Source organism: Eubacterium sp. ER2 (assembly GCF_000765215.1).
Classification (GTDB): domain Bacteria; phylum Bacillota; class Clostridia; order Lachnospirales; family Lachnospiraceae; genus Claveliimonas; species Claveliimonas intestinigallinarum.
In genome coordinates, this window is sequence record NZ_JPJE01000033.1 from 20,564 (window position 1) to 46,983 (window position 26,420).

Genomic DNA, 26,420 nt, shown 5'->3' on the forward strand with positions numbered 1-26,420 from the left:
AGGAGAAGAAACACTATGAATATTATTGTAACCGGCGGAGCTGGATTTATCGGAAGCAACTTTGTATTTCACATGCTGGACAAGTACCCGGACTATCGCATCATCTGTCTGGACTGTCTGACATATGCGGGAAACCTGTCCACTCTGGCTCCTGTCATGGACAATCCCAACTTCCGCTTTGTGAAGGCCAGCATCACGGACCGTGAGGCTGTGTACAAGCTCTTTGAGGAGGAGCATCCGGACATGGTAGTCAACTTTGCGGCTGAGAGCCATGTGGATCGCTCCATCGAGAACCCGGAGGTCTTCCTTGACACCAACATCAAGGGAACAGCTGTGCTCATGGACGCCTGCCGCAAGTACGGCATCAAGAGATACCATCAGGTATCCACAGACGAGGTGTACGGCGACCTGCCTCTGGACAGGCCGGATCTGTTCTTCACAGAGGAGACTCCCATCCACACAAGCAGCCCCTACAGCGCCTCCAAGGCTTCCGCAGACCTTCTTGTGCTGGCCTACCACAGGACATACGGCCTGCCGGTGACCATCAGCCGCTGCTCCAACAACTATGGCCCCTACCATTTCCCGGAGAAGCTGATCCCGCTGATGATCGCCAATGCGCTCAATGACAAACCTCTGCCGGTATACGGGGCAGGGGAGAATGTCAGGGACTGGCTCTACGTGGAGGACCACTGCAAGGCCATCGACCTGATTATCCACAAGGGCCGCGTGGGCGAGGTGTACAACATCGGCGGCCACAATGAGATGAAGAACATTGACATTGTAAAGCTGATCTGCAAGGAGCTGGGCAAGCCGGAGAGCCTCATCGTTCACGTGGAGGACAGAAAGGGCCACGATATGCGCTACGCCATCGACCCCACAAAGATCCACAACGAGCTGGGCTGGCTGCCGGAGACAAAGTTCGCAGACGGCATCAAGAAGACCATCCAGTGGTACCTGGACAACAAGGAGTGGTGGGAGACCATCATTTCCGGAGAGTATCAGAACTATTATGAGAAGATGTATGGAAACAGGGAGGAGATCAAATAATGAAGGTATTTGTGACCGGTGTTGCAGGACAGCTTGGACATGATGTGATGAATGAACTGGCAGGACGGGGATACGAAGGCGTGGGCTCTGACCTGAAGGAGGAGTACAGCGGCATTAAGGACGGCACTCCGGTGGAGATCATGCCCTATGTGCCCATGGATATCACGGATCAGGCCTCTGTAGAGAAGGTGCTCTCCGAGGTGCGGCCGGACGTGGTGGTGCACTGCGCCGCGTGGACGGCAGTAGACCTGGCAGAGGATGAGGATAAAAAGGAGAAGGTCCGGGCCATCAATGTGGACGGCACAAAATATATTGCCCAGATGTGCAAAAAGCTGGACTGCAAGATGATCTATCTGAGCACGGACTACGTCTTTGACGGACAGGGGGAGACGCCCTGGGAGCCGGACTGCAAGGATTACAAGCCCTTAAATGTATATGGGGAGACAAAGCTGGCAGGAGAGCTGGCTGTGTCTGAGACGCTGGAGAAATATTTCATCGTCCGCATCGCCTGGGTGTTTGGTAAAAACGGAAAGAATTTCATCAAGACCATGCTGAATGTGGGCAAGACTCACGACACGCTGACGGTAGTGAACGACCAGATCGGGACTCCGACCTACACCTTTGACCTGGCAAGGCTTCTGGTGGATATGCTGGAGACAGAGAAGTATGGCTACTATCACGCCACAAATGAGGGCGGTTACATCAGCTGGTATGATTTCACAAAGGAGATCTTCCGCCAGGCAGTGGAACTGGGACACACAGAGTACAGTGAGGACCGTCTCACGGTGAAGCCGGTGACCACGGCGGAGTACGGCGTGTCCAAGGCGGCCCGTCCCTTCAACAGCAGGCTGGACAAGAGCAAGCTTGTGGAGAACGGATTTACTCCTCTCCCCACATGGCAGGACGCTCTTAATAGATATCTGAGAGAAATCGAGTTTTAAGGAGGCTTACAGCAATGGGACAGATCAAAGTTGAGAAAAATGCAGGCGGCATCCAGGGACTCTGCGTCATCGAGCCGGCAGTGCACGGGGACGCCAGAGGGTATTTCATGGAGACGTACAACCAGAGAGACATGGAGGAGAACGGCCTTGACATGGTCTTTGTGCAGGACAACCAGTCCTGCTCCACAAAGGGTGTCCTGCGGGGACTTCACTTCCAGAAGGAATTCCCTCAGGGCAAGCTGGTCAGGGTCATCAAGGGCTCTGTCTTCGATGTGGCGGTGGATCTTAGGAGTGGCAGCGAGACATACGGCAAGTGGTTCGGCATTGAGCTGACAGAGGAGAATAAGAAGCAGTTCTACATTCCCGAGGGCTTTGCCCACGGCTTCCTGGTTCTCAGCGATGTGGCTGAGTTCTGCTACAAGTGCACGGACTTCTATCATCCGGGAGATGAGGGCGGACTGGCCTGGAACGACCCGGAGATCGGCATTACATGGCCCCAGCTGGAGGGCGAGTACCAGGGAAGCGCTTCCGCGGAGGGGTACCATCTGGCGGACGGCACGGCTCTGAACTTAAGCGACAAGGATCAGAAGTGGGCCGGGCTGAAGGATACGTTCCACTTTTAAAGCCTTTTGTTCGTAAAATATACACAATAGTACATCAGTAAAGTGAAAATGAGACGTAATACTTTTTAAAAGTGTTACGTCTCATTTTAATAATTGTTCTAATTGTGTCCCAGCTTTCTGCTGAACCAGTCCTTTGCGTAGGCGAAGGTATGTGCGATCAGCTCCAGCTCGATGGCCACGTAGTTTCCAAGGTGGCGGAGCCGGAAGGGGACTTTTTTCTGCTCTGAGAGAGTCTGGAACCCTTCCTTCAGGCCCTCTCGGTAGTCTCTGCCAAAGCCGATCTTCGCGAAGAAGAGAGATTTGATGAGCCATCCAAGAGCCAGGGGCACAAAGTTGAGGATCAGCTGTGCCAGAGGCATGTTCTTGTAGTTGAGGTACACGCTGTTTCTGGCGGACAGCTTTACCTTGAAGGAGTTGTACTTGGATCCGCTTGTGCCGCTGCCCACATGGTAGACGAGGGCAGTGGGACAGTACATGTTCTTATAGCCGTAAATCTTTGCCCGGTAGCCCACATCAATGTCCTCCAGGTAGGCGAAGTGGGATTCATCAAAGTATCCGATCTTCTCAAAGGCGGAGCGGCGGTAGATGGCGGCTCCGGCACAGGCTGTGAAGATCTCGTCTGCTTCTGTGTAGTTGGACACAGGTCTTCCGGTACCCCGGCAGACGCCCCAGCCCATGAGGGTGTAGAGATCTCCGGCGCTGTCAATGAGCTCCGGGTGGTACATCTGGATCATCTTGCTGCTGACAGAGAAGATCCGTTTGGACTTCCGGATCGCCCGAACCATCTCCTCTACATAGCGGGGATCCACAGTGGTGTCGTTGTTCAGGAGAATGACATAGGGAGTGCGGGAGGCACGTATCCCTTCATTCACCGCCCGGCTGAATCCATAGTTTTTGTCCAGGGCAATACAGCGGATCTCCGGGTAAGTCTCCTTCATATATTCCATGCTCCCGTCGGAGGAAGCGTTGTCTACCACGATGATCTCAAACCCCTTGTATGTCTGCTTGTCCAGTGACTCCAGACAGGGCTTCATGAAATGCTTTCCATTGTAATTTGGAATGACGATCGTAACCTGCATAGTCTATTTCCCCTGCTTCTGATTTTCGAATTATTCATGTTAAATACTTATTGATTATACCAGAGACGGGCGTGAATTGCCAGATGAACTTCATGAATATTTCAAAAGTGTTAAATAAATGTTAAGAAAAAATGTGGAGGGAAGGCTTGTTCAATCACTATATTTAGTGTATGATAAAACAGGATTTGATATCGGTATGTCAAATAATGATAGGTTTTATATAAAATAGAGGAAATGATCATGATAAAAGATAATCAACGGTTCTGGAACGGACTTCACGTGGTGCTGGACGCCTGTGTCATAGGGCTGTCCTATGTGCTTGCCTGGTATATCCGGTTTAAATTTGGTGTATTTTCACCTTCGCCCTGGTACCTGTCACTGCAGGAGTACTGCCGGGTACTGCTCTTTGTGATCCCGGGCTACCTGATCCTGTACTACATTTTTCAGCTCTATACGCCAAAGAGAGTTCAGGGGCGGCGGCTGGAGATCTGGCATATCACTCAGGCCAACGTGATCGGCCTGATGGGACTGATCCTGATCCTTTATCTTGTGAAGGAGCAGAACTTCTCCCGAAGCATGCTCTTTGTGTTCTTCTGTGTAAATGTGTTTGCGGAGGCGCTGATGCGCAACCTGATCCGGATTCTGCTGCGCAGCATCCGGAAAAAGGGATTGAATCAGAAGCAGATCCTTCTGATCGGGTACAGCCGGGCTGCGGAGGAGTACATTGACAGGGTAGTGGCCAACCCATCCTGGGGCTACACTGTCCGCGGGATCCTGGCGGACAATGTGCCGAGGGGAACCGAGTACAAGGGAATCAGGGTGCTGGGCCGGATCGACAACCTGTCTATTATTCTGCCGGAAAACCGGCTGGACGAGATTGCCATTACCCTTGGCCTGGCGGAGTATCACAAGCTGGCAAAGATTGTAAGCATGTGTGAAAAGTCCGGCGTCCACACGAAGTTTATCCCGGATTACAACAATATTATCCCCACAAAGCCCTACACGGAGGACCTTCTCGGCCTTCCGGTCATTAATATACGTCACGTGCCTCTGAACAACCGGCTCAACGCCTTTATGAAGCGGTGCGTGGATCTTTTCGGAGCCGTGGTGGCGCTGATCCTGTTTTCCCCTGTCATGGCAGTGGTGGCGGTGATCATCAAGGCCACGTCACCGGGACCGCTGATCTTTAAGCAGGAGAGGATTGGCATGAGGAATAAGCCTTTTTATATGTACAAATTCCGCTCCATGGTGGTGCAGGACGCTTCCTCTGAGAAGAAGGCCTGGACAACCCAGAACGATCCCAGGGTGACTCCTATCGGCCGCTTTATCCGGAAGACCAGCATTGACGAGCTGCCCCAGCTTATTAACGTGCTGAAAGGGGATATGAGCCTGGTGGGCCCCCGTCCCGAACGGCCCCAGTTTGTGGAACAGTTTAAGGAGGAAATCCCCAGATACATGGTAAAGCATCAGGTACGCCCGGGCCTGACCGGATGGGCCCAGGTCAACGGCTACAGGGGAGATACATCTATTCGGAAGCGGATCGAGCACGATCTCTACTATATTGAGAACTGGACCCTTGGGTTTGATTTCAAGATTATCATCATGACCTTCTTTAAGGGGTTTGTGAACAAGAACGCCTACTAGACAATGGAAGATACAGGAGATAGAATGAGCAGAAAAAAGAGATTACAGAAGAAGATGACCCGCGAGGAGAGGCGGCAGCTTCGAAGGAAAAAGAGAAGAAAACGGATCATTGTTCTGATCCTTGAGCTGATCATCCTGGCTGTGCTGGGCGTAGTGGCCTATGGAATGTTCAAGCTGGACAAGCTGGACTTTAATATCCTGGACAAGAGCAGGTTGGATGTATATAAGGACACCGGACCTTACACTAATATTGCCCTGTTCGGGCTTGACTCCAGAAACGGAGAGCTGGAGGGAGGCGTCCAGAGTGACACCATCATGATCGCCAGCATCAACAATGAGACCAGCGATGTGAAGCTTGTATCTGTCTACAGAGATACTCTTCTCCAGCAGGCGGACGGTACATATGAGAAAGCCAATTCAGCCTATAACACCGGGGGTGTGGAGGATGCTATCAGCCTTCTGAACCGGAATTTTGACCTGGACATCCAGAATTATGTGAGTGTGAATTTCAATGCCCTTGTGGATGTGATTGATCTTTTAGGAGGACTTGAGATCGATATGACAGCTGAGGAGGCGTTCTGGTGCAATGGCTACGCCTTTGAGACGGCCCAGGTGACCGGGAAAGAGATGACGCAGATCAAAGAGGAGGCCGGGACCCAGCTTTTGGATGGGGTCCATGCGGTGGGCTATGCCCGGATCCGATATACAGACGGAAACGATTTCAAGAGGACAGAGAGACAGCGTATTGTCCTTGAAAAGGTCATGGAGAAGGCGAAGAAAGCCAGCTTTTCTACGTTGAACAAGATTGTAGATGAAGTTTTCCCGCAGATATCGACCAGCTTTTCGTCCGCGGATTTACTTGGCTTTGCAGCCAATGCGCTGAATTACAATATCGTAGATACGTCAGGCTTCCCGTTCGATGTGACAACATCGGAAAATGTGCGGAACCACAGCGGCTCCTATGTTGTGCCTATCGATTTCTCATCCAATGTCAGCCGCCTGCATGAATTTCTCTTTGGGGAGGAAGACTATACGCCATCAGAGACTGTACAGCAGATTGACAATGATATTATATACCTCACAGGAGTAGATGAGAGCACGACCGCAATGCAGTCAGACTTTACGGAGTCAGAAGATACAGGAGACGAGTAGGAAGCATGAGAGAGAATGGAACGATGTTTCGCAATTTTATAGCGGAGGCAGTGCTGTGTGCAGTGATCTATTTTGGCAGCTTTCTTGCCTCCAGGGGGGGAGTGCATATACTGAGCTCCCTTCTTCTTGTTTTCTATGCCCTGGGCGTTTATATCTGCCGTTTCAGGGAGAGCGGGAATCTGGTGGACATGAAGGGACTGTTTGCCCTGGCCTGGGTAGGAGGGCAGGGAATCGCCTGCCTGCAGCTCAGCCATCTCCAGACAGACTGGAGCGTCTGGACCTGGCTTACCTTTTTCCTGGCTTACATTGGCTTCTGCGCCGGATATATGCGGAGGCAGTCCATGCCGGAGCATGTAGCGCTGGCAAAAGACGGGGTGAGGGCAGGAAGGCTGTTACTCTGTGCCTGCGGGCTGGCTGTTGCCTCCTGGGTCTGCTTTCTGATCGAGTTCCTGGCTGTGGGCTTCATCCCTCTCTTTTCGGATAAGCCCCATGCCTATTCCTATTTCCATGTTTCCGGGGTGCACTATTTTACCATCAGCTGTATTCTGATCCCGGCGATCACTGTCCTCTACTGGAAGGTGAAGGAGAAGAGGAGCAGGAGAGACTATGTACTGCTGGGGATAGCGAACATAACGGCAGTGGCGGTGCCGGTGCTGTGTGTATCCAGGTTTCAGCTGCTGTTTGCGGTGGGGTTTGCCGTGGTGGTCTATATACTCACGAACCGGCATCTGAACTGGAAGGTGCTGGTGCTCCTGCTGGTCATCATGGTTCCCGTCTATGTGGGGCTCACTGTGGCAAGGAACCACGACGTGGAATACCTGAACGGCATCTTTGATATGAAGAACAGCAGCACACCCATCTTCATCACGCAGCCCTATATCTATGTAGCCAACAATTTTGAGAACTTTAACTGTCTTGTGGAGCAGATCGCAGAGCACACCTATGGGGTGCGGATGCTGTTCCCGGTGTTCGCTCTGACAGGTCTGAAATTTATTTTTCCGGAGCTGACAGCAAGTCCTATCTATATTACCAAGCCGGAGCTGACGACTCTGACCATGTTCTACGATGCCTACTATGATTTCGGGATAGTGGGAGTGCTTCTCCTGGCGCTGATCATTGGTTTTGCTGCCAGGAAGCTGACAGTCTGGATCCATAAGGGCGGCAACCCGGTGGCTTATCTTTTTTACGGGCAGATTGCGATCTATCTGGGGCTGGCATTTTTTACCACCTGGTTCAGCAATCCCACCACCTGGTTCTGGCTTGCTCTTACTACGGTGATGTATCTCTTTGTAGGATATCAGAAAAAGGAGGAAGATGGCAGATGGCGGAAAGGATTGAAGTGATCATACCGGTTTACAGGCCGGGAAGGGAGTTTGAAAAGCTGATTCTCAGGCTGAAGAAGCAGACCCGGCTGCCGGACGGGATCCATGTGATCAACACGATATCAGATCATTTCCCGGCAAGGTTCTGCATGGAACAGGGAATTCGGGTGACGCACATTGAAAAAGAGCAGTTTGACCATGGCGGTACCAGGGACATGGGGATCCGGCAGTCAGATGCGGATATTATCGTCTTCATGACTCAGGATGCGGTACCCTATGACAAGTATTTGATCGAGAATCTGATAAAGCCCTTTGAGAGGGACGATGTGGGAGTGACGTATGCCCGGCAGCTTCCCGGGAAGGACTGCCATGTCATTGAGAGATACACCAGATCCTTTAACTATCCGGAGAAGTCCAGACTGAAAGGAAAGGAGGATCTGCCGGTTCTTGGGATCAAGACCTTCTTCTGTTCAGATGTGTGTGCGGCCTACAGCAAAAAGGCCTACGAGGAGACAGGCGGATTTGAAAAGAAGACTATTTTCAACGAAGATATGATCCTGGCAGGCCACATGATTGAAAAGGGATACAAGATCGCCTATGCGGCGGAGGCCAGGGTAATCCACTCCCACAATTATACAGGAGTCCAGCAGTTCCACAGAAATTTTGATCTGGCTGTCTCCCAGGCGGATCACCCGGAGGTGTTCGCGGGGATCGCCTCGGAGAGCGAGGGGATCCGCCTCGTGAAGAATACGGCAAAATATCTGCTGAGAGAGAAGAAGGGATGGCTGATCCCGAAGCTGGTGTGGCAGAGCGGCTGTAAGTATCTGGGATACCGACTGGGGCGCAGCTACAGGAAGCTCCCTTTCTGGCTTATAAAAAAATGTACGATGAGCCAGAGTTATTGGGAAAAATAATTGCAGTTTTTGAGAAAATCATGTATAGTATAGAATGATATGTTCGGAAATCATGTAGTTTTTTAGCGAAAGGATTTTAGTAATGGCAAAAGAAAGAAAGCATTACCGGCGCGGACGCAGAAAGAAAAACCGAGGATTTGCTTCCTGGTCTCTCGGGAAGAAGATCGCCTCCATTGTGGGGGGCACCTTCCTGATCGTGGCGGCGGCGGGGGCAGTGCTGCTGGCCAGCAAACTGGCAAAGATCGATACAGTGGAGCTGGACGCGGATAAGTTGAATATCTCTAAGGAGGCCAGAGAGAGGGGGACGGGATATCTCAACGTTGCCCTTTTTGGCGTTGACTCCAGAGACAATGAATTAGGGGAGGGGACCAGGAGCGATACGATCATGATCGCCAGCCTCAACCGCGAGACATTGGAAGTAAAGATATCATCGGTGTATCGTGATACTCTCCTGCAGCAGAGTGATGGAACGCTGAACAAGGCCAATGCGGCCTATGCTTATGGAGGTCCTGAGGGGGCCGTTGCTATGCTCAATGAGAATCTGGATATGGATATTGAACACTATGTGACGGTGAATTTTAATGCGCTGATTGATGTGATCGATGCCGTTGGCGGTGTGGAGATCGATGTCCAGCAAGAGGAGATTAGTTATATTAACGGCTATGCGACTGAGATTATTAAGGTGACGGGAAAGGACTCTATGGGAGTAATGGAACCGGGGCTTCAGACTTTAAATGGTGTGCAGGCAACAGCCTATTCCCGTATTCGTTATACGGCCGGTGATGACTTTAAGCGTGCTGAGAGGCAGAGAGAGGTGCTGACAAAAGTTATTGAAAAGCTGCAGGGAGCAAGCCTCTCCCAGATCAATAAGATCATAGATAAGGTATTCCCGGAGGTGTCTACAAACTTTACCCTCACAGAAATTCTTGATTATGCGCTGGATGCTTTCGACTATAAGCTGGGGGAGACGACGGGATTTCCCTTTGATAAATCGACGGATACGCTGAATAATATAGGCAGTGTAGTTATTCCTGTGACGTTGGAGAGCAATGTACAGCAGCTTCATGAGTTTTTCTTTGGAACAGAAGATGGATATACACCTTCTTCAACGGTGTCCACCATCAGTGGAAACATTGTGGCCAAGGCCGGCGATAGGCAGGCAGACACGGATGAGGACAGTCAGGCCATCATGGAACAGCCGGATGATTCCTATTACGACTATGACTATGAAAGCAGTTCCGGAAGCTCCAGCGGCAGTGGAAGCTCCGGCAGCGGTGGATCAGGATGGACTGGCGGCAGCGGCGGATCGGGATGGACCGGGGACAGCGGTGATGTCAGCGGCGGCAGCGGAAGCGGCGGCGAAGTCAGCGGCGGTTCTGGCGGCAGCGGAGATGGAGGAGCAGAGACTGGGGGCTCATCCGGTGGAGAGAGCTCCTCGGGCGGCGAAGTCAGCGGCGGCTCTGACGGCAGTGGCGGTGACGCAGTATCCGGATATTAGAAATGCTGATGGGCTGAATGATTGAAATATTACGAATAAAGAGGAAAAGAACAATGAAAAGATTGAGAAAAGCATTAATGGCATTGATGGCGGTGTGTATGCTGGTTTCAGGTTTTTCCTTTTCTGCATACGCATCCTCGGGGCAGCTCCGCTTTTCTGACCCCTCCACGACTGTGGGGGCGGAGGTGGAAGTGACAGCTACCTTTACCGGTACAGTGGCGGTGCAGTCAGCAGAGGCGACCCTCACCTATGACACATCCATGCTCCGGTTTGTGGAGGGAAGTCAGGTGACGGACAACAACGGCACCCTGTCCCTGAGCGGTGCGGGAGACGGAACCTCCACACAGCTGAACTTTACGATGACCTTCCAGGCCCTCAAGGAGGGTACAACGGTGATCGAGATTTCCTCTGCTTCTGGTACAGATGTCGATGGAGATGATATTGATGTTACAAGAGGTCAGTCTACGATCACCATCGGACCTGGGGATCCCTCCCTGATTCAGGACACTGCAGCGGCGTCGGCCAACGGGCCTTCGGTGGAGGTGAACGGGACATCCTATGTGGTTTCCGGAGATTTCTCCGACGCCATCATACCCGGAGGCTTTGAACGCTCTGAGATGCAGTTTGAGGGACAGACCTGTACAGTAGTCACACAAGCTGCCAGCGGCGCGACGGCTATGTACCTTGTGCCGGCTGCCGGAGGGGATGGAGACTTTTTCCTCTACAACACGAATGATGGAACCTTTTCTCCCTTTGAGGAGATCGAACTCTCCACGGACCGGTATCTGATCCTTCTGCAGAACGACGGTTCAGTGGATATCCCGGGAGGATACCAGGAGACTACGCTCACCTTGAACGGCAAGGAGTTCCCGGCATGGCAGAACACCAACAACACAGAGTACTATCTGGTGTACGGCCTGAACAGTGACGGAAACAGCGTGCTCTATCAGTATGACACAGCGGATGGCACCTATCAGAGATATGTGCGCCCTCTGTCCATCTCCACAGATGATTCCGGAGAGGCGGACGGGATACTGGGATCAATCCTTCAGTTTATCCAGGACAATCTGCGCTGGGTAATGGTTGCCGCCTGCGTGCTGTTTGTGCTTGTGGTGATCATCCTGATTGTGGCTCTTGTAAAGCTGCATCACCGCAACCTGGAGCTGGACGACCTCTATGACGAGTACGGCATTGACCTGGAGGAGGAGCCGGAGGAAGTGCCGGACAAGAAAAAGAAAGATAAGAAGGCCAATAAGAAGTCGAAGAAGCAGGACAAGCTGGCCCTGGACGAGGACTCTGAGCTTGATGATGACTTTGAGGACTACGAGGACGAGGACTTTGAGGACGGCTTTGACAGCGACTATGAAGATGAATACGATCTGGATGGCGATGATGATAATGATGACAGCTATGATGAGGAAGACGACTACGATGAGGACTATGAGGAGGATTACGACGCCTTTGTAAGAGGTGCAAAGCGATCTTACGACGATGCGCCCCGCCGCAGCCGCCGCTCAGGTGACGAGGAGGACATTGACGATCTGGATGAGCTTCTGAACGCGCGGGTGAGAGAGCCGGCGAAGAGACCGAAGAAGGAGTCCCAGAGACGCAGCCATGCGGAGGCGGACGATACCTTCAAGATGGATATCATTGATCTGGATTAACAGCTTTCGGTAAAAAAGGAGAATGTGGGAAACTGCATTCTCCTTTTTCTTTACACATGGACGTATTTTTGATACAATACAGCTTGATAATGCAAAAAAAACGGATATATGTACAAATTTAAGTGAGGAGAAAAGATTATGTGTGGAATAGTTGGGTATATTGGAGATCAGCAGGCAGCGCCTATCTTGTTGGATGGGCTGGAGAAGCTGGAGTACAGAGGATACGATTCGGCCGGTATTGCGGTCTATGACGGTGAGAAGATTAACGTGATGAAGGCGCAGGGAAGGCTGAAGGTGTTGAGAGAGCTGAGCCACGATGGAGAGCTGCTTCCCGGGACTCTGGGGATCGGGCACACCAGATGGGCTACCCACGGAGCCCCCTCTGACAGGAACGCGCATCCCCATTTCAACCAGGACAGGACTATTGCAGTGGTGCACAACGGCATCATCGAGAACTACCTCAAGCTGAAGAAAAAGCTGGAGAAGAAGGGCTATAATTTTGTCTCTGAGACGGACACAGAGATCATCGCCCAGCTGCTGGACTACTACTATGACGGAAATCCGCTGCGGGCTATCACGAAGGTGATGCACCGGATGGAGGGCTCCTACGCCCTGGGGATTATTTTCAGCGACCATCCGGATGAGCTCTACGCGGTCCGCAAGGACAGCCCGCTCATTGTGGGCCACACCAAAGGTGGCAGCATCATTGCCTCCGATGTGCCGGCAGTGCTGAAGTACACAAGAGATGTGGTTTTCATAGAGAACGAGGAGATTGTCCGCATGACAGAGGACCAGATGGAATTCTTCAATGTGGATGAGGAGGCCATTGAGAAGGAGACAGTCCACATCGACTGGGATGTCAACGCGGCGGAAAAGGGCGGATATGAGCACTTCATGCTGAAGGAGATGTATGAGCAGCCAAAGGCTATCACGGACACCTTCTCCCCCAGGCTGAAGGACGGGAAGATTGTCATCGAGGAGCTGGGGCTGAGCGACGAGGATATCAGGGCCATCCGTAAGATCATGATCGTGGCCTGCGGCTCCGCCTACCATACGGGCATGACCAGCAAGTACGTGTTTGAGGGGCTGACCAGAATTCCCGTGGAGGTGGATCTGGCTTCCGAGTTCCGCTACAGGGATCCCATTCTGGAGGAAGGAACCCTTCTGATCGTGGTCAGCCAGTCCGGGGAGACGGCGGACACACTGGCGGCCCTGCGGGAGGCAAAATCCAAGGGCGTGCGGGTGCTTGGCATTGTAAATGTAGTGGGAAGCTCCATTGCCAGAGAGGCGGACAATGTGATGTACACCTGGGCCGGCCCGGAGATCGCCGTGGCCACCACAAAAGCCTACTCGGCCCAGCTCATTGCTCTCTATCTGCTGGCTATGAAGTTTGCCCATGTGAGGGGCAAACTGTCTGACGAGGGACTGGCCGGGATGATCGAGGAGATGAAGGAGCTGCCCGCCCAGGTGGAGATGATGCTGAACAACCAGAACAAGATACAGAAATTCGCCAACCGCTATCTGGCGGCCAGGAGCATTTTCTTCATCGGGAGAGGGATCGACTATGCCATTTCTCTGGAGGGCTCTCTGAAGCTGAAGGAGGTATCCTACATCCACTCCGAGGCCTACGCGGCTGGTGAGCTGAAGCACGGGACCATCTCGCTTATTGAGGAGGGAACCCTGGTGTGCGCGGTGCTGACTCAGGAGGAGCTCTACAAGAAGACTATCAGCAACATGGTGGAGGTCAGGACGAGGGGAGCCTTTGTCATGGCGATCACCAATGTGGACAATACAGAGGTGGAGAAGGCGGCGGACTACGTTGTCTACATCCCGAAGACGAACAAGTATTTCACTAATTCACTGGCCATCATCCCGCTGCAGCTCTTTGGCTACTACGTGGCTGTGGGCAGGGGATGCGATGTGGATAAGCCGAGAAACCTTGCCAAATCCGTCACAGTAGAGTAAGATATCAGCAGTACGAAAGAAAGTGGAAGAGGAATTTGCTGATGAAATACGATTATCTTATAGTGGGAGCCGGCCTTTTTGGCGCGGTGTTTGCCAGGGAGGCCATGGACAGGGGAAAGACCTGCCTTGTGCTGGACAGAAGGGACCACATTGGGGGAAATATTTACACAGAAGAGATAGAGGGCATCCAGGTACACCGGTACGGGGCCCACATTTTCCATACCTCGGACAGGAGAGTCTGGGATTACATCAACCGGTACGCGGAGTTTAACAACTATATCAACTCTCCGGTGGCTGTGTACAGGGATGAGCTGTACAATCTCCCCTTTAACATGAACACCTTCAGCCGGATGTGGAACATCCGCACGCCCCGGGAGGCTAAGGAGATCATCGAGGGGCAGATCGCGGATCTGCATATCGAGGAGCCGGGGAACCTGGAGGAGCAGGCACTCTCCCTTGTGGGGCGGGATGTGTACGAGAAGCTGGTGAAGGGCTACACGGAGAAGCAGTGGGGAAGAGACTGCAAGGATCTGCCCGCCTTTATCATCCGCAGGCTGCCCCTGCGCTTCACCTATGACAACAATTATTTCAATGACAGGTATCAGGGCATCCCCATCGGCGGCTATACCAGTATCGTCCGGAAGCTCCTTAAGGGGGCGGATGTTCGGACGGGCGTGGACTACCTGAAGGAGAGAGAGGCCTATGAGGGCGCCGCTGGGAGGATCGTTTTCACCGGCATGATCGATGAGTACTACGGCTACAGGCTGGGACCTCTGGAGTACAGGAGCGTCCGGTTCGAGACAGAGGTGCTGGACTGTGACAACTACCAGGGGAACGCGGTGGTCAACTACACGGACAGGGAGGTGCCCTGGACCAGGATCATCGAGCATAAGCATTTTGAGTTCGGAACCCAGGAAAAGACCGTGATCTCCCGGGAGTATTCCTCTGAGTGGAAGGTGGGGGATGAGCCCTACTACCCGGTTAATGACGAAAAGAACTCCCACCTCTATGAGGAGTACGCCGCCCTGGCAGCGGAGGAGAAAAACGTGATCTTCGGCGGCAGGCTGGGAGCCTACCGGTATTACGACATGGACAAGGTGATCGCCAGTGCCCTGGAGCTTGCGAAAAAAGAACTGGCATAAAAGGCTGCAGACGAGTTTTAACATTATTTAATCAATTCATCACAGTTTAAACACAATTATACGTTAGACTACAGTCATAGAAAGCATGAGATTATGAAAGGAGTCTGCACTATGGATAATCAGTACAACTACTACAATCCGGGGCCGGATGATCAGAATATATTTAACGGGCAGCAGACAGAGAAGCCGCCGAAGAAAAAGAGGGGCGGCAGCTCGAAGAGATGGCTGTCCATCGTCAGCGGAGGACTCGTGTTTGGCCTTGTGGCCTGCGCGGCCTTCCGGGCGGGGAACATCATTGTGGACCGGGCTGTCGGAGAGGACACAAAGGAGGTGCGCCAGACATCCACGGCGACTCAGCTGAACCAGACCTCCAGCACAGTGACCTCCGACGTGTCCGACATTGTGGAGCAGGCTATGCCCTCCATTGTGTCCATCACTAATATGAGTATTCAGGAGGTTCAGAGCTTCTTTGGACAGACCCAGGAGCAGGAGAGCGAGAGCCTCGGCTCCGGCATCATCGTTCAGCAGTCTGACACAGAGCTTCTGATCGCCACTAACAATCATGTGGTGGAGGGAGCGGACACCCTGACTGTCACATTTGTGGATGATGAAAATGTGGAGGCCAATATAAAGGGAACAGACCCCTCCAAGGATCTGGCTATCGTGGCCGTTCCCCTGGAGTCCATCAAGGACTCCACCATGGACGCCATCGCCATTGCCACTCTCGGTGACTCCAATGAGGTGCAGGTGGGCGAGCCGGCTATTGCCATCGGCAATGCCCTGGGCTACGGACAGTCCGTGACAACGGGCATTGTCTCAGCCACAAACCGGCAGATCGACATGGATGGATTTGACAGTGAGCTCATCCAGACAGACGCGGCCATCAACCCGGGCAACAGCGGCGGGGCCCTGCTCAACGCCAACGGGGCGGTCATCGGCATCAACACGGCCAAGATCAGCTCCAGCGTGGCGGAGGGGATGGGCTATGCCATTCCCATCTCAGACGCCAGCGAAGTGCTGACTAATCTGATGAACCGGGAGACCAGAACCAGAGTCTCTGACGAGGAGAGAGGCTATCTGGGTATCACAGGCCAGGATGTCTCCTCTGACATCGGCGAGGCTTACAATATGCCAACAGGCGTGTACATCTCTGAGGTGACAAAGGGAGGCGGCGCCGAACAGGCAGGACTTGCCAGGGGAACCATCATCACTGGCATGGAGGGCGTTACCATAGACAGCATGGAGACGCTGCAGGATCAGCTCTCCTACTATGCGGTGGGCGAGACTGTGGAGCTGACTGTCCAGGTTCCCGCAAGCGGTGGGGAATATCAGGAGCAGACCGTCTCCGTGACTTTGGGACCCAATCCCAACTAAGCAGACAGGGCTTACAAAAAGGGCACGCAAAGGAGTGTGGCAGAAAGTGGCGCCATACTCCTTTTTTTGCCCGGGGATGTATGATATAATATGAGCATCGTGGTTGCGATGCCTGCTAAAACATAACAGACAGCGATAGACTAGCTACAAGGAGGAGAGAAAATGTACAGTTTTGAGGAGATCCAGAAGACAGACAGCGAGGTGGCAGAGGCAATCCGGCATGAGATGGAGAGACAGAACTCCCATATCGAGCTGATTGCCTCCGAGAACTGGGTGAGCAAGGCGGTTATGGCTGCCATGGGAAGCCCGCTGACCAATAAATACGCGGAAGGCTATCCGGGAAGGCGCTACTACGGCGGCTGCGAGTACGTGGACGTGGTGGAGAACCTGGCCCGGGAGAGGGCAAAGGAGCTGTTTGGCTGTGAGTATGTCAATGTGCAGCCCCACTCCGGCGCACAGGCGAACATGGCCGTATTTTTCGCCATGTTAAAGCCCGGTGACAAGATCCTGGGCATGAACCTGGATCACGGCGGACACCTGACCCACGGCTCACCGGTGAACTTTTCCGGCAGCTATTTTGTGACATCCTTCTACGGCGTGAATGATGAGGGATTTATCGATTACGATGAGGTCCGCAGGATTGCTCTGGAGGAGAAGCCCAAAATGATCATCGCGGGAGCCAGCGCCTACGCCAGAAGGATTGACTTTAAGAAATTCCGGGAGATTGCGGATGAGGCGGGAGCTTACCTCATGGTGGATATGGCCCACATCGCCGGACTGGTGGCGGCGGGACTCCACGAGAGCCCCATCCCCTATGCGGATGTGGTGACTACCACCACCCACAAGACGCTGCGGGGACCCAGAGGCGGTATGATCCTCTCCAGCCAGGAGGCGGCAGATAAGTTCAAGTTCAACAAGGCAGTGTTCCCGGGCATCCAGGGAGGCCCCCTGGAGCATGTGATCGCCGGGAAGGCGGTCTGCTTCAAGGAAGCGCTGCAGCCGGAGTTCAAGGAATACCAGAAGCAGATTGTGAAGAACGCGAAGGCCCTGTCCGAGGCTCTCATGGCAAAGGGAATGAAGCTGGTGTCCGGAGGAACGGATAACCACCTGATGCTCATGGATCTGAGCGGAGAGGACGTGACCGGAAAAGAGCTGGAGAAGCGTCTGGACCAGGCGGGCATCACATGCAACAAGAACACCATTCCAAATGATCCCCGTTCCCCCATGGTCACAAGCGGCATCCGACTCGGCACGCCGGCTGTCACCACCAGGGGTATGAAGGAGGACGATATGGAGCAGATCGCTGAGGCGATCAGGCTTGTACTTGCAGGCGAGGAGAATATTGAGAAGGCCAGGGAGATCGTGGCCGGCCTTACGAAGAAGTATCCTCTGATCTGACCCGGTCCGGCATCAGGAGATGCCGGTACATGGCCGGGCAGCGGTGACGAAAGGAAAGACAGACATGAAGACAAAGCACAGAGATGACGAAGAGCTGAGGAAACTGATGAACCGGCTGAACAGAGTGGAGGGACAGGTGCGGGGCGTCAAGAAGATGCTGGAGGAGGAGCAGTACTGTGTGGATATCCTCACCCAGGTGTCTGCCATACAGGCGGCTCTGAATGCGTTCAACAAGGAGCTTTTATCCAGCCATATCCACTCCTGCGTGGTGGAGGAGATCCAGAAGGGAAATACGGAGGTGGTGGATGAGCTCTGCGAGTCCATCAAAAAGCTGATGAAATAATTCTGATATAATTTTTGCGAAAACAGAATGAAGAGCCATAAAAAGAGGAGCTTTGTCCGGGGGCGCGCCTGCCGGGGGGCTCCTCTTTTGTCACATTTTCCCGGCCCTTCCATAAAATAATAGTGCAGATTGTAATGGAAGGAGTAAATGACATGCCGAATTACCGTTATCAGACACAGGACTGTCAGAGCCGGCAGGGACGGAGCTGTCCGAACCAGGGCATGTACCGGGGAGCGCAGCAAAGCGGCAGGCAGCAGGCGCAGCAGGACGCGCGGCAGCGCGGGAATATGCAGCAGTCGGCCATGGGGCGGGCCCATGCGTGCGGAAGAGACGCCCGGCAGCTCTCTGACCTGCCTGTCGCTATGGCCTATGTGCCGTGGCAGGAGTGGTATGGAATATTTGACCTGGAAAAAGGCTTTTGCTGCGGGACGATCTTTGAGGAGCTGAACAAACCATTTACCGGAGCAGGAGGGAGACGCTGATGGCAGACAACAGACCGTGCAGGAGAGACCTGCTTCACTGGATCAATGTGATCAGTTTTGCGGTGAATGACACCACCCTTTTTCTGGACACTCATCCTGATGACAGGGAGGCGCTGGCCTTTTTTGACGAGTGCCAGGAAAAGAGAAACCGGGCTCTGAAGGAATATGCCAAATATTACGGGCCCCTCACCATCGATACGGCGGACGCCTCCGAGACGGACAGGTGGAACTGGACAGGTGAACCGTGGCCATGGCAGGAAGGAGGATGCTGATCTATGTGGAATTATGAGAAGAGACTGCAGTACCCGGTGAAGATCACCCAGACCAACCCGAAGCTGGCCCAGGTGATCATCAGCCAGTTCGGAGGCCCGGACGGCGAGCTGGCCGCCTCCATGCGCTATCTGTCACAGAGATACACCATGCCCTACAGGGAAGTGACAGGGACGCTGACGGATATCGGGACGGAGGAACTGGCCCACATGGAGATGATCTGTGCCATCGTCTACCAGCTCACGAAAAATCTGTCCCCGGAGGAGATCGAACGGTCCGGATTTGACAAATACTATGTGGATCATACGCTGGCCCTGTGGCCTCAGTCCGCCGGCGGCGTGCCCTGGAGCGCCACGGTGTTCCAGTCCAAGGGGGATCCCATCACGGATCTGCACGAGGACATGGCGGCAGAGCAGAAGGCAAGGACCACCTACGACAACATTCTCCGGCTTGTGAAGGACCCGGAGGTGGCTGATCCCATCCGGTTCCTGCGGGAGCGGGAGATTGTCCACTACCAGCGCTTTGGCGAGAGCCTGCGCATTGTCCAGGACCATCTGGACAGCCGCAACTTCTACGCCTTCAACCCGGCCTTTGACCTGGGAAAATAGAAGAGAAGGAGCATAGAAGCCTTCAGCCCGGACGGGAGGAGCCTCTGCGGGGCGCCCTCCTGTTCCGGGCTTGTTTTTATCCCCGGTTGCCGTTATAATATATGCGTCGGTGTAGACTGGCACAATGATTGGAGTGTAAATGTAATGGACAACAGAAACAGCAAGGTCAGGCAGATGCCTGACAGCAGCAGGGGAAACAGCCGCCCGGGGGAAGCCTCCGCCAGATCGGAGAAGGTGCGGGCGAGAGTGAAAAGCAGTATACGGTACTTTGATTACAGTCTGGTGGCCTCCATGGTCTTTCTGATCTGCTTTGGGCTGGTCATGCTCTACAGCGCCAGCGCCTATGCGGCCCAGGTGGACTACGGGGACAGCATGTACTATTTTAAGAGGCAGATCCTCTTCTGCCTGGCAGGCGCGTTGGGCGCCTATCTGGTTTCGCTGATCGACTATCATATCTGGTCCAGGCTGGCGAAGAAGATTTTCTTCCTATCCCTGATCGTTATGGCCCTCGTGCAGACGCCTTTGGGGAAAGAGGTGAACGGCGCCAGACGGTGGATTAAGCTGCCCCTGGGCCAGCAGCTGCAGCCCTCGGAGCTTGCCAAGATCGCGGTCATCCTCTTTATCCCCGTGGTGATCTGCCAGGTAGGAAAGCAGATCAATACGCTGGCGGGGATTGTGAGAGTGCTCTGCTGGGGAGCTCTGTCGGCAGCCTGCGTCTTTTTCCTGACGGAGAACTTAAGTACAGCCATCATCGTGTTCGGCATTTCTTTTCTGATGGTCTTTATCGTCCATCCGAAGAAAGCCATGTTCATTGTGCCCGTTGTGGCGGGGGTGGCGGCGGTGCTCCTTATACCCGTGATCCTGGGGCCTCTCGTGGAGGCTGGGGATTTTTCCGGGAACTTCCGCCTGGGAAGACTGCTCGTGTGGCTGGATCCGGAGCGGTACTCCTCCGGTATCGGCTACCAGGTGGTGCAGGGGCTCTACGCGGTGGGCTCCGGCGGCTTCTTTGGAAAGGGGCTGGGAAACAGTGCCCAGAAGCAGTTTATCCCTGAGGTGCAGAATGATATGATCCTGTCGGTTATCTGCGAGGAGCTGGGAGTGTTCGGGGCCATCATGGTGCTCCTCCTCTTTGGACTCCTTCTGTATCGCCTGATGGTGATTGCCCAGAACGCGCCGGATATGTACGGCGCCCTTGTGGCCAGCGGCATCTTCTGTCATATTGCTCTCCAGGTGATCCTGAACGTGGCAGTGGTGATCAATCTGATCCCCAACACGGGCATTACGCTGCCCTTCATCAGCTACGGAGGCACGTCGATCCTCTTTCTCATGGCGGAGATGGGACTGGCCCTTGGAATATCCAGGCAGATCAGGATGGGATGATTGCCGAAAGTCATTGCCGGGAGGATTTGATAAAACCCTTTTCAAGCGCGCGTTATTGTGCTATGATGTATAAAGTGGTTTTTGATACTATGTATAATAGCAATGGATAACGCGGAGGATTGATCGGAAATGAGTTATAAGATTATTGTGGACAGCTGCGGAGAGCTTACGGAGGAGATGAAGCGCTGCGGGCATTTCGAGACGGCTTCATTGAGCATTGATATTGATGAGCATCACATCGTGGACGATGAGACATTTGACCAGAAGAGGTTCCTGGCCCTCATCGCCCAGAGCCCTAATTCGCCCAAGTCCTCCTGTCCCTCGCCGGAGACCTACATGGAGGGATATCACTGCGAGGCTGAGCACGTCTACGCGGTGACTCTGTCAGCTGAGCTCAGCGGCTCCTACAACAGCGCTGTGCTGGGGAAAAATCTGTACCACGAGGAGTACGGAGAGAAGGATATCTATGTCTTTAACTCCCGGTCCGCCTCCATCGGAGAGACGCTGATCGCCCTGAAGATCCAGGAGTGCGAGGAGGCCGGCATGGAGTTTGAAGAGGTGGTCCGCACAGTGGAGGCCTACATTGAGGGACAGCACACCTACTTTGTGCTGGAGACGCTGGAGACGCTCCGCAAGAACGGCCGGCTGAAGGGCATCAAATCTCTGATGGCCTCCGCCCTGAATATCAAGCCAGTCATGGGCTCCACCCCCCAGGGGACCATCTGTCAGCTGGGGCAGGCCAGAGGCATCAGGAAGGCTCTGGAGAAAATGATCGACGAGATCGTCCGGGGTGTGAAAAAGCCGGAGGAGAAGGTGCTGGCCATCAGCCACTGCAACTGCCCTGAGCGGGCCAAGAAGGTGAAGGAGCTGCTCCTTGAAAGGATACGGCCCAAGGATGTAATCGTGCTGGATACGGCTGGGATCAGCAGTATGTACGCGGCCGACGGAGGCATAATCGTGGTTGTATAATCCGGGCTTTTATGGTAAAATAGGCACTAGCTGATGAGTGATAGAAGGAGTGCATGAAGATGAGCCAGGAAAAAGTGGACAGATATAAAAAGGAAAAAGCCAACCGCAGGAAGACCATGAAAAAGGAGAAGATTCAGTATTATATCCGCCGCTGTGTGGTTGCGGTCCTTGCTGTGGCCCTTGTGGGATGGATCGGCTATTCCGCCTTCAGCAGGTATGAGAGCAGCAGGCCTGTGGAGACCGCGGAGGTGGATTATAACGCTATCACGGATTACGAGACAAGCCTGAATACGGCGCAGTAGGATGACGGCAGAGCCGGCAGATCCGGGACGGAGCGGGCAGCAGCGGGGGAGATCCCCGGGAAATACACTATAATAGAAGACGAGAGAAGACAGGAAAGCCTGTCTTCTTTTTTTGTGCGATATGTCCGTAGGGTGACTGCCGTGCCCCCGCGAGCGGGCATCCGGCAGGCGACTGTGCGCTATATTTTGGATTTTTGCAAAAAAAGGGGTTGAAATCACCAATGAAGTGGTTTACAATGGTTTCAAGTGGTAGAAAGTGGTGAAAAGTGGTACAAAGTGGTGCAAAAGTGGCAGGCCACTTTGAAAGAGGGTGAGTTCTGATGTTGAAAGGAGAGTACAGTCACAATATCGACCCTAAGGGGAGGGTGATCATTCCAGCCAAGTTCCGTGACGATCTGGGGGAGCATTTCGTCATAACAAAAGGCATGGAGAACTGCCTGTACGTGTATCCTGAAGACGAATGGACCGCCTTTGAAGAGAAGCTTAACGCCTTACCAACGACCACAGACAAAAAAGCCCGTGCTTTTGCGCATTTCTTTCAGGGAAGCGCAAATGACGGCGACCTTGACAAGCAAGGTAGAACTTTAATCCCACCGGCCCTGCGCAGCTACGCGAAGCTCGAGAAAGAGGTTGTGTTTATCGGTATGGGGAAGCGTGCCGAGATCTGGGACAAGGCCAGATGGGATGAAAAGAATGCTGAACTGGAGCTCACGATTGAGGATATTGCATCTGATATGGAGGAGAGTGGATTCAGTATCTAGAGGGAGAAGATATGGAATTTAAACACAGGTCAGTATTACTTGAAGAAACTGTCAATGGATTAAACATCAGGCCGGACGGCATTTATGTGGACGGAACGCTTGGTGGAGGCGGACATGCGTACGAGATATGCAGACGTCTCGGTGACAAGGGGAGTATTGTAGGAATAGACCAGGATGAGGCTGCCATAGAGGCGGCGGGCATCCGCTTAAAGGACTTCGGGGAGAAGGTCACGATAGTCCGGAGCAACTATTGTGAAATGAAGTCCGTGCTCCAAGGATTAGGCATTGACAAGGTCGATGGGATCGTGCTCGATCTGGGCGTATCATCTTATCAGTTAGATACGGCAGAGAGGGGATTCTCCTATCGCGAAGATGCACCCCTGGATATGAGAATGGACAGGCGTCAGACGATGACGGCCAGGGACATTGTCAATGACTACAGTGAGAAGGACCTCTATCGCGTTATCAGAGATTACGGGGAGGATAGGTTTGCCAAGAACATTGCCAAGCATATCGTGATCGAACGCGAGAAGAGGTCCATCGAAACAACCGGACAGCTGACGGAGATCATCAGGGGAGCCATTCCCATGAAATTCCAGAAAAAGTCCGGGCATCCGGCCAAGAGGACCTTTCAGGCCATCCGGATCGAGCTGAACAGAGAGCTGGATGTGCTGAAGAATTCTCTGGACGATATGATCGATCTGCTAAATCCGGGGGGAAGGCTTTGCATCATCACCTTCCACTCACTGGAGGATCGGATTGTGAAAAGCGCATTTAAGAAAAATGAGGATCCCTGTACATGCCCGAAGGATTTTCCGGTGTGCGTGTGCGGAAAGGTCTCAAAAGGGAGTATTTTAACTAGAAAACCTATTCTGCCGAGCCAGGAGGAGATGGAGGAGAACAGCCGTTCCAAGAGCGCGAAGCTCCGGATCTTCGAGAGAAAGTAGGCGGGCAGGCGCAGGGAGTATATAGAAAGGGGATTATCAGATGGCTGCGGGAAGAGCATCATCCAGAAGGACAAATACATACAGAAGAAGCGGCGCTGATTCCCGTTCTATGTACGTGTACGGCAACGCGGTGCCAAAGCCGGATTACGAGCCCCAGCGGCGTGGGGAGCCGTCGCGGGAGCTCAGGCGAGGGAAAAGCAGCCGTCAGAGCCGGCGGGTACGCCAGAACCAGAGAAGAGAGCTGCGGGTCGGGAAGCGATACGTGATCTTTCTCTCCGTGGCAGCGGTGCTGGCCCTTTTTATCTGCGTAAACTATGTGCGCCTCCAGTCAGAGATTGCCGGCCGCTCCAGCAACATCACAGCGCTGCAGGAGGAGCTGGCTGACATGCGGGAGGCGAACAACACGAAATACAATTCCATTGTCGACTCCGTCAACATGGATCAGATCAAGCAGAAGGCGGAGGGTGAGCTGGGAATGGTGCCCGCCCAGAGCGGCCAGATTGTAGAATATGACAGTCCTGAGGGGGATTACGTGACACAGTATGAGCAGATACCGGAGAGTGGTATCATTGCGAGCGCAGACAATGTACAGGACTAAGGTGTAAAGATGACCAAAAAAGTAAAGAAATTATTGCGGAAGAAATTTCCCAAATTTATGCAGAAAAAGCTAGTTATCCTCTATGTGGGGATCATACTAGCTTTTGCTGGTCTTGTGGTGAGGATCACCTACATCAATGCGGCCAGCGGAGAGGAATATACAAAGATCGTGCTGGATCAGCAGCAGTATGACAGCCGGGTCATCCCTTACAAGAGGGGGGATATCGTGGACCGGAACGGCACCAAGCTGGCCACCAGCGAGCGGGTGTACAATGTGATCCTGGACGTAAAGACCATGCTCAGCGATGAGGATTACGTGGAGCCCACAAAGCAGGTGCTGAAGGACTGCTTTGGCGTCGAGGAGGAGACGGTGGACAGTCTCATAGAGAACAGCCCGGACAGCCGGTACAGCATCCTCGTAAAGGGGATCGACTACGAGACGGCCCAGAATTTCAACGCCATTGATGACGATGATGAGAACTATCCCAATGTCCAGGGGATCTGGCTGGAGGATGACTATCACAGGACCTACCCCTACAGCACCCTGGCCTCCGACGTGCTTGGGTTCACTGTGGATGGAAATGTGGGAAATGGGGGCATAGAAGGGTACTATAACTCCACTCTCAACGGCACCGACGGCCGGGAGTACGGCTATCTGGACAGCGGCTCCTCCGTGGAGCGGACCGTGAAGGAGCCGGTGAACGGAAAGACCGTGGTGTCCACCATTGACCTGCAGGTGCAGAGCGTGGTGGAAAAGTATATCCAGCAGTTCAACGATGAGAGGAAAAACAACGCCACTCCCGGGGAGGGGAGCAAGAACACGGCGGTCATGGTCATGAACCCCCAGAACGGGGAGATCCTGGCGGAGGCCAGCTATCCAAACTTTGACCTGAACAATCCCAGGGATCTGACGAAATACTACACCCAGGAAGAGATCGACGCCATGAGTGACGAGGAGACGCTGGACGTCCTCAACAGCCTGTGGAAGAACTTCTGCGTCACCGACACCTATGAGCCCGGCTCCACCATCAAGCCCTTCACTGTGGCGGCGGCGCTTGAGACGGGCGCCCTCACCGGGGATGAGACCTTTTACTGCGGCGGCTCTCTCCACATCGGGGACTATGATATCCACTGCATCAACCGGGATGGACACGGAACCCTGACGGTGAAGGGGGCGATAGAGAACTCCTGCAACGTGGCTCTGATGCAGATCGGGGAGATGATCGGAGCGGTGGATTTCTCCAAATATCAGCACACCTTCGGCTTTGGCGAGATGACCGGCATCGACCTGCCGGGTGAGGCGGAGACTTCGGCCCTTCTCTATACGGCGGACAACATGGACGAGACCAGCCTTGCCACCAATGCCTTTGGACAGAACTTCAACGTGACCATGACTCAGATGATGGCGGGCTTCTGCTCTCTCATCAACGGCGGCTACTACTATGAGCCCCACATCGTGAAGCAGATCCAGGATGAGAACGGGAACGTGATCGAGAATGTGGACCCTGTCCTTGTGAAGAGGACCATATCGGAGGATACGAGCACTCTGGTGAAGGACTACATGAGAGGCGTGGTTCTGGAGGGCAGCGGCAAAGCAGCCAACATAGAGGGCTACGAGGTGGGAGGAAAGACGGGGACGGCGGAGAAGCTGCCCCGAAGCGACGGCAAAAACCTTGTTTCCTTCATCGCCTACGCACCCCAGGAAAATCCGGAGATCGCCATTTATGTAGTTATCGATGAGCCCAACGAATACGACCAGGCCCAGAGCTCTCTGGCCGTCCAGATGGCCAGCGACATCATGAAGGAGATTTTCCCCTACCTGGGCATCAGCCAGACGGCGGACGCGTCAGCCGGCTCGGATCAGTAGAAAGCAGCGCAAAGGGAAAACAGCATACGGGCAGATGTATAACCTCACAGAAGCACTCATAAATTGTAGAAAGGCTTTTGTGAGGTTTTTCTGTGCGCAACCGGACATATAATAAGAAGAAACTCTTCATC

Annotated in this window: 25 protein-coding genes; 24 read left to right on the forward strand and 1 reads right to left on the reverse strand. The window is 53.5% G+C overall.

Translation table 11 applies throughout. From position 1 onward, the window contains the following. Positions 1 to 15 precede the first annotated feature (15 nt). From rfbB to rfbC, 3 genes are read left to right on the forward strand one after another with little or no spacing between them, the layout of a single operon-like run. Positions 16 to 1,047, forward strand: a complete 1,032-nt coding sequence (gene rfbB, locus NI21_RS0112185; protein WP_033126477.1) for a dTDP-glucose 4,6-dehydratase — start codon at positions 16 to 18, stop codon at positions 1,045 to 1,047. Further along, entirely contained in the window at positions 1,047 to 1,988 is a 942-nt protein-coding gene (gene rfbD, locus NI21_RS0112190) for a dTDP-4-dehydrorhamnose reductase (RefSeq protein WP_033126478.1), read from the forward strand. The genes rfbB and rfbD overlap by 1 nt, the downstream gene beginning before the upstream one ends. 14 nt (positions 1,989 to 2,002) lie before the next feature. Continuing rightward, positions 2,003 to 2,611: a dTDP-4-dehydrorhamnose 3,5-epimerase gene (rfbC, locus tag NI21_RS0112195; RefSeq protein ID WP_033126479.1), complete on the forward strand. Its 609-nt coding sequence runs from the start codon at positions 2,003 to 2,005 to the stop codon at positions 2,609 to 2,611. Positions 2,612 to 2,709: 98 nt separating this feature from the next. Here the strand turns inward: rfbC and NI21_RS0112200 are convergent, their stop codons facing one another. Then, entirely contained in the window at positions 2,710 to 3,690 is a 981-nt protein-coding gene (locus NI21_RS0112200; RefSeq protein ID WP_033126480.1) for a glycosyltransferase family 2 protein, read from the reverse strand. A 240-nt stretch (positions 3,691 to 3,930) separates the two neighbouring features. Between NI21_RS0112200 and NI21_RS0112205 the strand changes: the two genes are divergently transcribed. The 21 genes from NI21_RS0112205 (at position 3,931) to NI21_RS0112305 (ending at position 26,289) form a co-directional block, all read left to right on the forward strand. Next, complete coding sequence (locus NI21_RS0112205) at positions 3,931 to 5,334, forward strand: undecaprenyl-phosphate glucose phosphotransferase (RefSeq protein WP_033126481.1); 1,404 nt, start codon at positions 3,931 to 3,933, stop codon at positions 5,332 to 5,334. Positions 5,335 to 5,358: 24 nt separating this feature from the next. Then, positions 5,359 to 6,486: an LCP family protein gene (locus NI21_RS0112210; RefSeq protein WP_033126482.1), complete on the forward strand. Its 1,128-nt coding sequence runs from the start codon at positions 5,359 to 5,361 to the stop codon at positions 6,484 to 6,486. Between the two features lie 5 nt (positions 6,487 to 6,491). Next, the gene (locus NI21_RS0112215) at positions 6,492 to 7,829 is read left to right on the forward strand and encodes an O-antigen polymerase (protein ID WP_242842859.1); all 1,338 of its coding nucleotides are present in this window, start codon (positions 6,492 to 6,494) and stop codon (positions 7,827 to 7,829) included. Beyond that, positions 7,808 to 8,722 (forward strand): glycosyltransferase family 2 protein, encoded by a 915-nt coding sequence (locus NI21_RS0112220; RefSeq protein ID WP_033126483.1) that lies wholly within the window; start codon positions 7,808 to 7,810, stop codon positions 8,720 to 8,722. Before NI21_RS0112215 ends, NI21_RS0112220 begins: the two co-directional genes overlap by 22 nt. 82 nt (positions 8,723 to 8,804) lie before the next feature. Further along, positions 8,805 to 10,220, forward strand: a complete 1,416-nt coding sequence (locus NI21_RS0112225; protein WP_033126484.1) for an LCP family protein — start codon at positions 8,805 to 8,807, stop codon at positions 10,218 to 10,220. Between the two features lie 53 nt (positions 10,221 to 10,273). Next, the gene (locus tag NI21_RS0112230; protein ID WP_033126485.1) at positions 10,274 to 11,884 is read left to right on the forward strand and encodes a cohesin domain-containing protein; all 1,611 of its coding nucleotides are present in this window, start codon (positions 10,274 to 10,276) and stop codon (positions 11,882 to 11,884) included. Between the two features lie 138 nt (positions 11,885 to 12,022). Continuing rightward, entirely contained in the window at positions 12,023 to 13,849 is a 1,827-nt protein-coding gene (gene glmS / locus NI21_RS0112235; protein WP_033126486.1) for a glutamine--fructose-6-phosphate transaminase (isomerizing), read from the forward strand. Between the two features lie 38 nt (positions 13,850 to 13,887). Beyond that, positions 13,888 to 14,991 carry a UDP-galactopyranose mutase gene (gene glf, locus NI21_RS0112240; protein WP_347562464.1) on the forward strand — a complete coding sequence of 368 codons (1,104 nt, stop codon included), beginning with the start codon at positions 13,888 to 13,890 and terminating at the stop codon, positions 14,989 to 14,991. 111 nt (positions 14,992 to 15,102) lie between these two features. Then, a complete protein-coding gene (locus NI21_RS0112245) occupies positions 15,103 to 16,365 on the forward strand; it encodes a S1C family serine protease (RefSeq protein WP_033126488.1) in 1,263 nt (420 codons plus the stop codon). A 162-nt stretch (positions 16,366 to 16,527) separates the two neighbouring features. Beyond that, on the forward strand, positions 16,528 to 17,763 hold the full coding sequence (gene glyA / locus NI21_RS0112250) for a serine hydroxymethyltransferase (RefSeq protein WP_033126489.1): 1,236 nt from the start codon (positions 16,528 to 16,530) through the stop codon (positions 17,761 to 17,763). 64 nt (positions 17,764 to 17,827) lie between these two features. Beyond that, the gene (locus tag NI21_RS0112255) at positions 17,828 to 18,106 is read left to right on the forward strand and encodes a metal-sensing transcriptional repressor (protein ID WP_033126514.1); all 279 of its coding nucleotides are present in this window, start codon (positions 17,828 to 17,830) and stop codon (positions 18,104 to 18,106) included. 152 nt (positions 18,107 to 18,258) lie between these two features. Beyond that, positions 18,259 to 18,588 (forward strand): spore coat associated protein CotJA, encoded by a 330-nt coding sequence (locus tag NI21_RS16130; protein ID WP_033126490.1) that lies wholly within the window; start codon positions 18,259 to 18,261, stop codon positions 18,586 to 18,588. Further along, positions 18,588 to 18,860, forward strand: coding sequence for a spore coat protein CotJB (locus tag NI21_RS0112265; RefSeq protein WP_033126491.1), 273 nt, complete (start codon positions 18,588 to 18,590; stop codon positions 18,858 to 18,860). The genes NI21_RS16130 and NI21_RS0112265 overlap by 1 nt, the downstream gene beginning before the upstream one ends. A gap of 3 nt (positions 18,861 to 18,863) precedes the next feature. Further along, the gene (locus NI21_RS0112270; protein ID WP_033126492.1) at positions 18,864 to 19,466 is read left to right on the forward strand and encodes a manganese catalase family protein; all 603 of its coding nucleotides are present in this window, start codon (positions 18,864 to 18,866) and stop codon (positions 19,464 to 19,466) included. A gap of 144 nt (positions 19,467 to 19,610) precedes the next feature. After that, positions 19,611 to 20,846: an FtsW/RodA/SpoVE family cell cycle protein gene (locus tag NI21_RS0112275; protein ID WP_242842860.1), complete on the forward strand. Its 1,236-nt coding sequence runs from the start codon at positions 19,611 to 19,613 to the stop codon at positions 20,844 to 20,846. Positions 20,847 to 20,975: 129 nt separating this feature from the next. After that, positions 20,976 to 21,815: a DegV family protein gene (locus tag NI21_RS0112280; protein ID WP_033126493.1), complete on the forward strand. Its 840-nt coding sequence runs from the start codon at positions 20,976 to 20,978 to the stop codon at positions 21,813 to 21,815. A 59-nt stretch (positions 21,816 to 21,874) separates the two neighbouring features. Next, positions 21,875 to 22,117 (forward strand): hypothetical protein, encoded by a 243-nt coding sequence (locus NI21_RS0112285; protein WP_033126494.1) that lies wholly within the window; start codon positions 21,875 to 21,877, stop codon positions 22,115 to 22,117. 320 nt (positions 22,118 to 22,437) lie between these two features. Then, positions 22,438 to 22,878, forward strand: coding sequence for a division/cell wall cluster transcriptional repressor MraZ (gene mraZ, locus NI21_RS0112290; RefSeq protein WP_033126495.1), 441 nt, complete (start codon positions 22,438 to 22,440; stop codon positions 22,876 to 22,878). Positions 22,879 to 22,889: 11 nt separating this feature from the next. Beyond that, the gene (gene rsmH / locus NI21_RS0112295) at positions 22,890 to 23,825 is read left to right on the forward strand and encodes a 16S rRNA (cytosine(1402)-N(4))-methyltransferase RsmH (protein ID WP_033126496.1); all 936 of its coding nucleotides are present in this window, start codon (positions 22,890 to 22,892) and stop codon (positions 23,823 to 23,825) included. A 40-nt stretch (positions 23,826 to 23,865) separates the two neighbouring features. After that, the gene (locus NI21_RS0112300) at positions 23,866 to 24,423 is read left to right on the forward strand and encodes a hypothetical protein (protein WP_033126497.1); all 558 of its coding nucleotides are present in this window, start codon (positions 23,866 to 23,868) and stop codon (positions 24,421 to 24,423) included. A 57-nt stretch (positions 24,424 to 24,480) separates the two neighbouring features. After that, positions 24,481 to 26,289 (forward strand): penicillin-binding protein 2, encoded by a 1,809-nt coding sequence (locus NI21_RS0112305; protein ID WP_242842861.1) that lies wholly within the window; start codon positions 24,481 to 24,483, stop codon positions 26,287 to 26,289. Positions 26,290 to 26,420: the final 131 nt, after the last annotated feature.

Excerpts from the sequence above, each read along its gene's own strand:
- NI21_RS0112225 (WP_033126484.1), top strand. The coding sequence starts at position 8,805 with ATGGCAAAAGAAAGAAAGCATTACCGGCGCGGACGCAGAAAGAAAAAC.
- NI21_RS16130 (WP_033126490.1), top strand. The coding sequence starts at position 18,259 with ATGCCGAATTACCGTTATCAGACACAGGACTGTCAGAGCCGGCAGGGA.
- NI21_RS0112280 (WP_033126493.1), top strand. The coding sequence starts at position 20,976 with ATGAGTTATAAGATTATTGTGGACAGCTGCGGAGAGCTTACGGAGGAG.
- NI21_RS0112210 (WP_033126482.1), top strand. The coding sequence starts at position 5,359 with ATGAGCAGAAAAAAGAGATTACAGAAGAAGATGACCCGCGAGGAGAGG.
- rfbB (WP_033126477.1), top strand. The coding sequence starts at position 16 with ATGAATATTATTGTAACCGGCGGAGCTGGATTTATCGGAAGCAACTTT.
- NI21_RS0112305 (WP_242842861.1), top strand. The coding sequence starts at position 24,481 with ATGCAGAAAAAGCTAGTTATCCTCTATGTGGGGATCATACTAGCTTTT.
- NI21_RS0112230 (WP_033126485.1), top strand. The coding sequence starts at position 10,274 with ATGAAAAGATTGAGAAAAGCATTAATGGCATTGATGGCGGTGTGTATG.
- NI21_RS0112200 (WP_033126480.1), bottom strand. The coding sequence starts at position 3,690 with ATGCAGGTTACGATCGTCATTCCAAATTACAATGGAAAGCATTTCATG.
- rfbC (WP_033126479.1), top strand. The coding sequence starts at position 2,003 with ATGGGACAGATCAAAGTTGAGAAAAATGCAGGCGGCATCCAGGGACTC.
- mraZ (WP_033126495.1), top strand. The coding sequence starts at position 22,438 with ATGTTGAAAGGAGAGTACAGTCACAATATCGACCCTAAGGGGAGGGTG.
- NI21_RS0112220 (WP_033126483.1), top strand. The coding sequence starts at position 7,808 with ATGGCGGAAAGGATTGAAGTGATCATACCGGTTTACAGGCCGGGAAGG.
- NI21_RS0112205 (WP_033126481.1), top strand. The coding sequence starts at position 3,931 with ATGATAAAAGATAATCAACGGTTCTGGAACGGACTTCACGTGGTGCTG.
- glyA (WP_033126489.1), top strand. The coding sequence starts at position 16,528 with ATGTACAGTTTTGAGGAGATCCAGAAGACAGACAGCGAGGTGGCAGAG.
- NI21_RS0112265 (WP_033126491.1), top strand. The coding sequence starts at position 18,588 with ATGGCAGACAACAGACCGTGCAGGAGAGACCTGCTTCACTGGATCAAT.
- NI21_RS0112275 (WP_242842860.1), top strand. The coding sequence starts at position 19,611 with ATGGACAACAGAAACAGCAAGGTCAGGCAGATGCCTGACAGCAGCAGG.
- NI21_RS0112300 (WP_033126497.1), top strand. The coding sequence starts at position 23,866 with ATGGCTGCGGGAAGAGCATCATCCAGAAGGACAAATACATACAGAAGA.
- NI21_RS0112245 (WP_033126488.1), top strand. The coding sequence starts at position 15,103 with ATGGATAATCAGTACAACTACTACAATCCGGGGCCGGATGATCAGAAT.
- NI21_RS0112215 (WP_242842859.1), top strand. The coding sequence starts at position 6,492 with ATGAGAGAGAATGGAACGATGTTTCGCAATTTTATAGCGGAGGCAGTG.
- NI21_RS0112255 (WP_033126514.1), top strand. The coding sequence starts at position 17,828 with ATGAAGACAAAGCACAGAGATGACGAAGAGCTGAGGAAACTGATGAAC.
- rfbD (WP_033126478.1), top strand. The coding sequence starts at position 1,047 with ATGAAGGTATTTGTGACCGGTGTTGCAGGACAGCTTGGACATGATGTG.
- rsmH (WP_033126496.1), top strand. The coding sequence starts at position 22,890 with ATGGAATTTAAACACAGGTCAGTATTACTTGAAGAAACTGTCAATGGA.
- NI21_RS0112270 (WP_033126492.1), top strand. The coding sequence starts at position 18,864 with ATGTGGAATTATGAGAAGAGACTGCAGTACCCGGTGAAGATCACCCAG.
- NI21_RS0112285 (WP_033126494.1), top strand. The coding sequence starts at position 21,875 with ATGAGCCAGGAAAAAGTGGACAGATATAAAAAGGAAAAAGCCAACCGC.
- glmS (WP_033126486.1), top strand. The coding sequence starts at position 12,023 with ATGTGTGGAATAGTTGGGTATATTGGAGATCAGCAGGCAGCGCCTATC.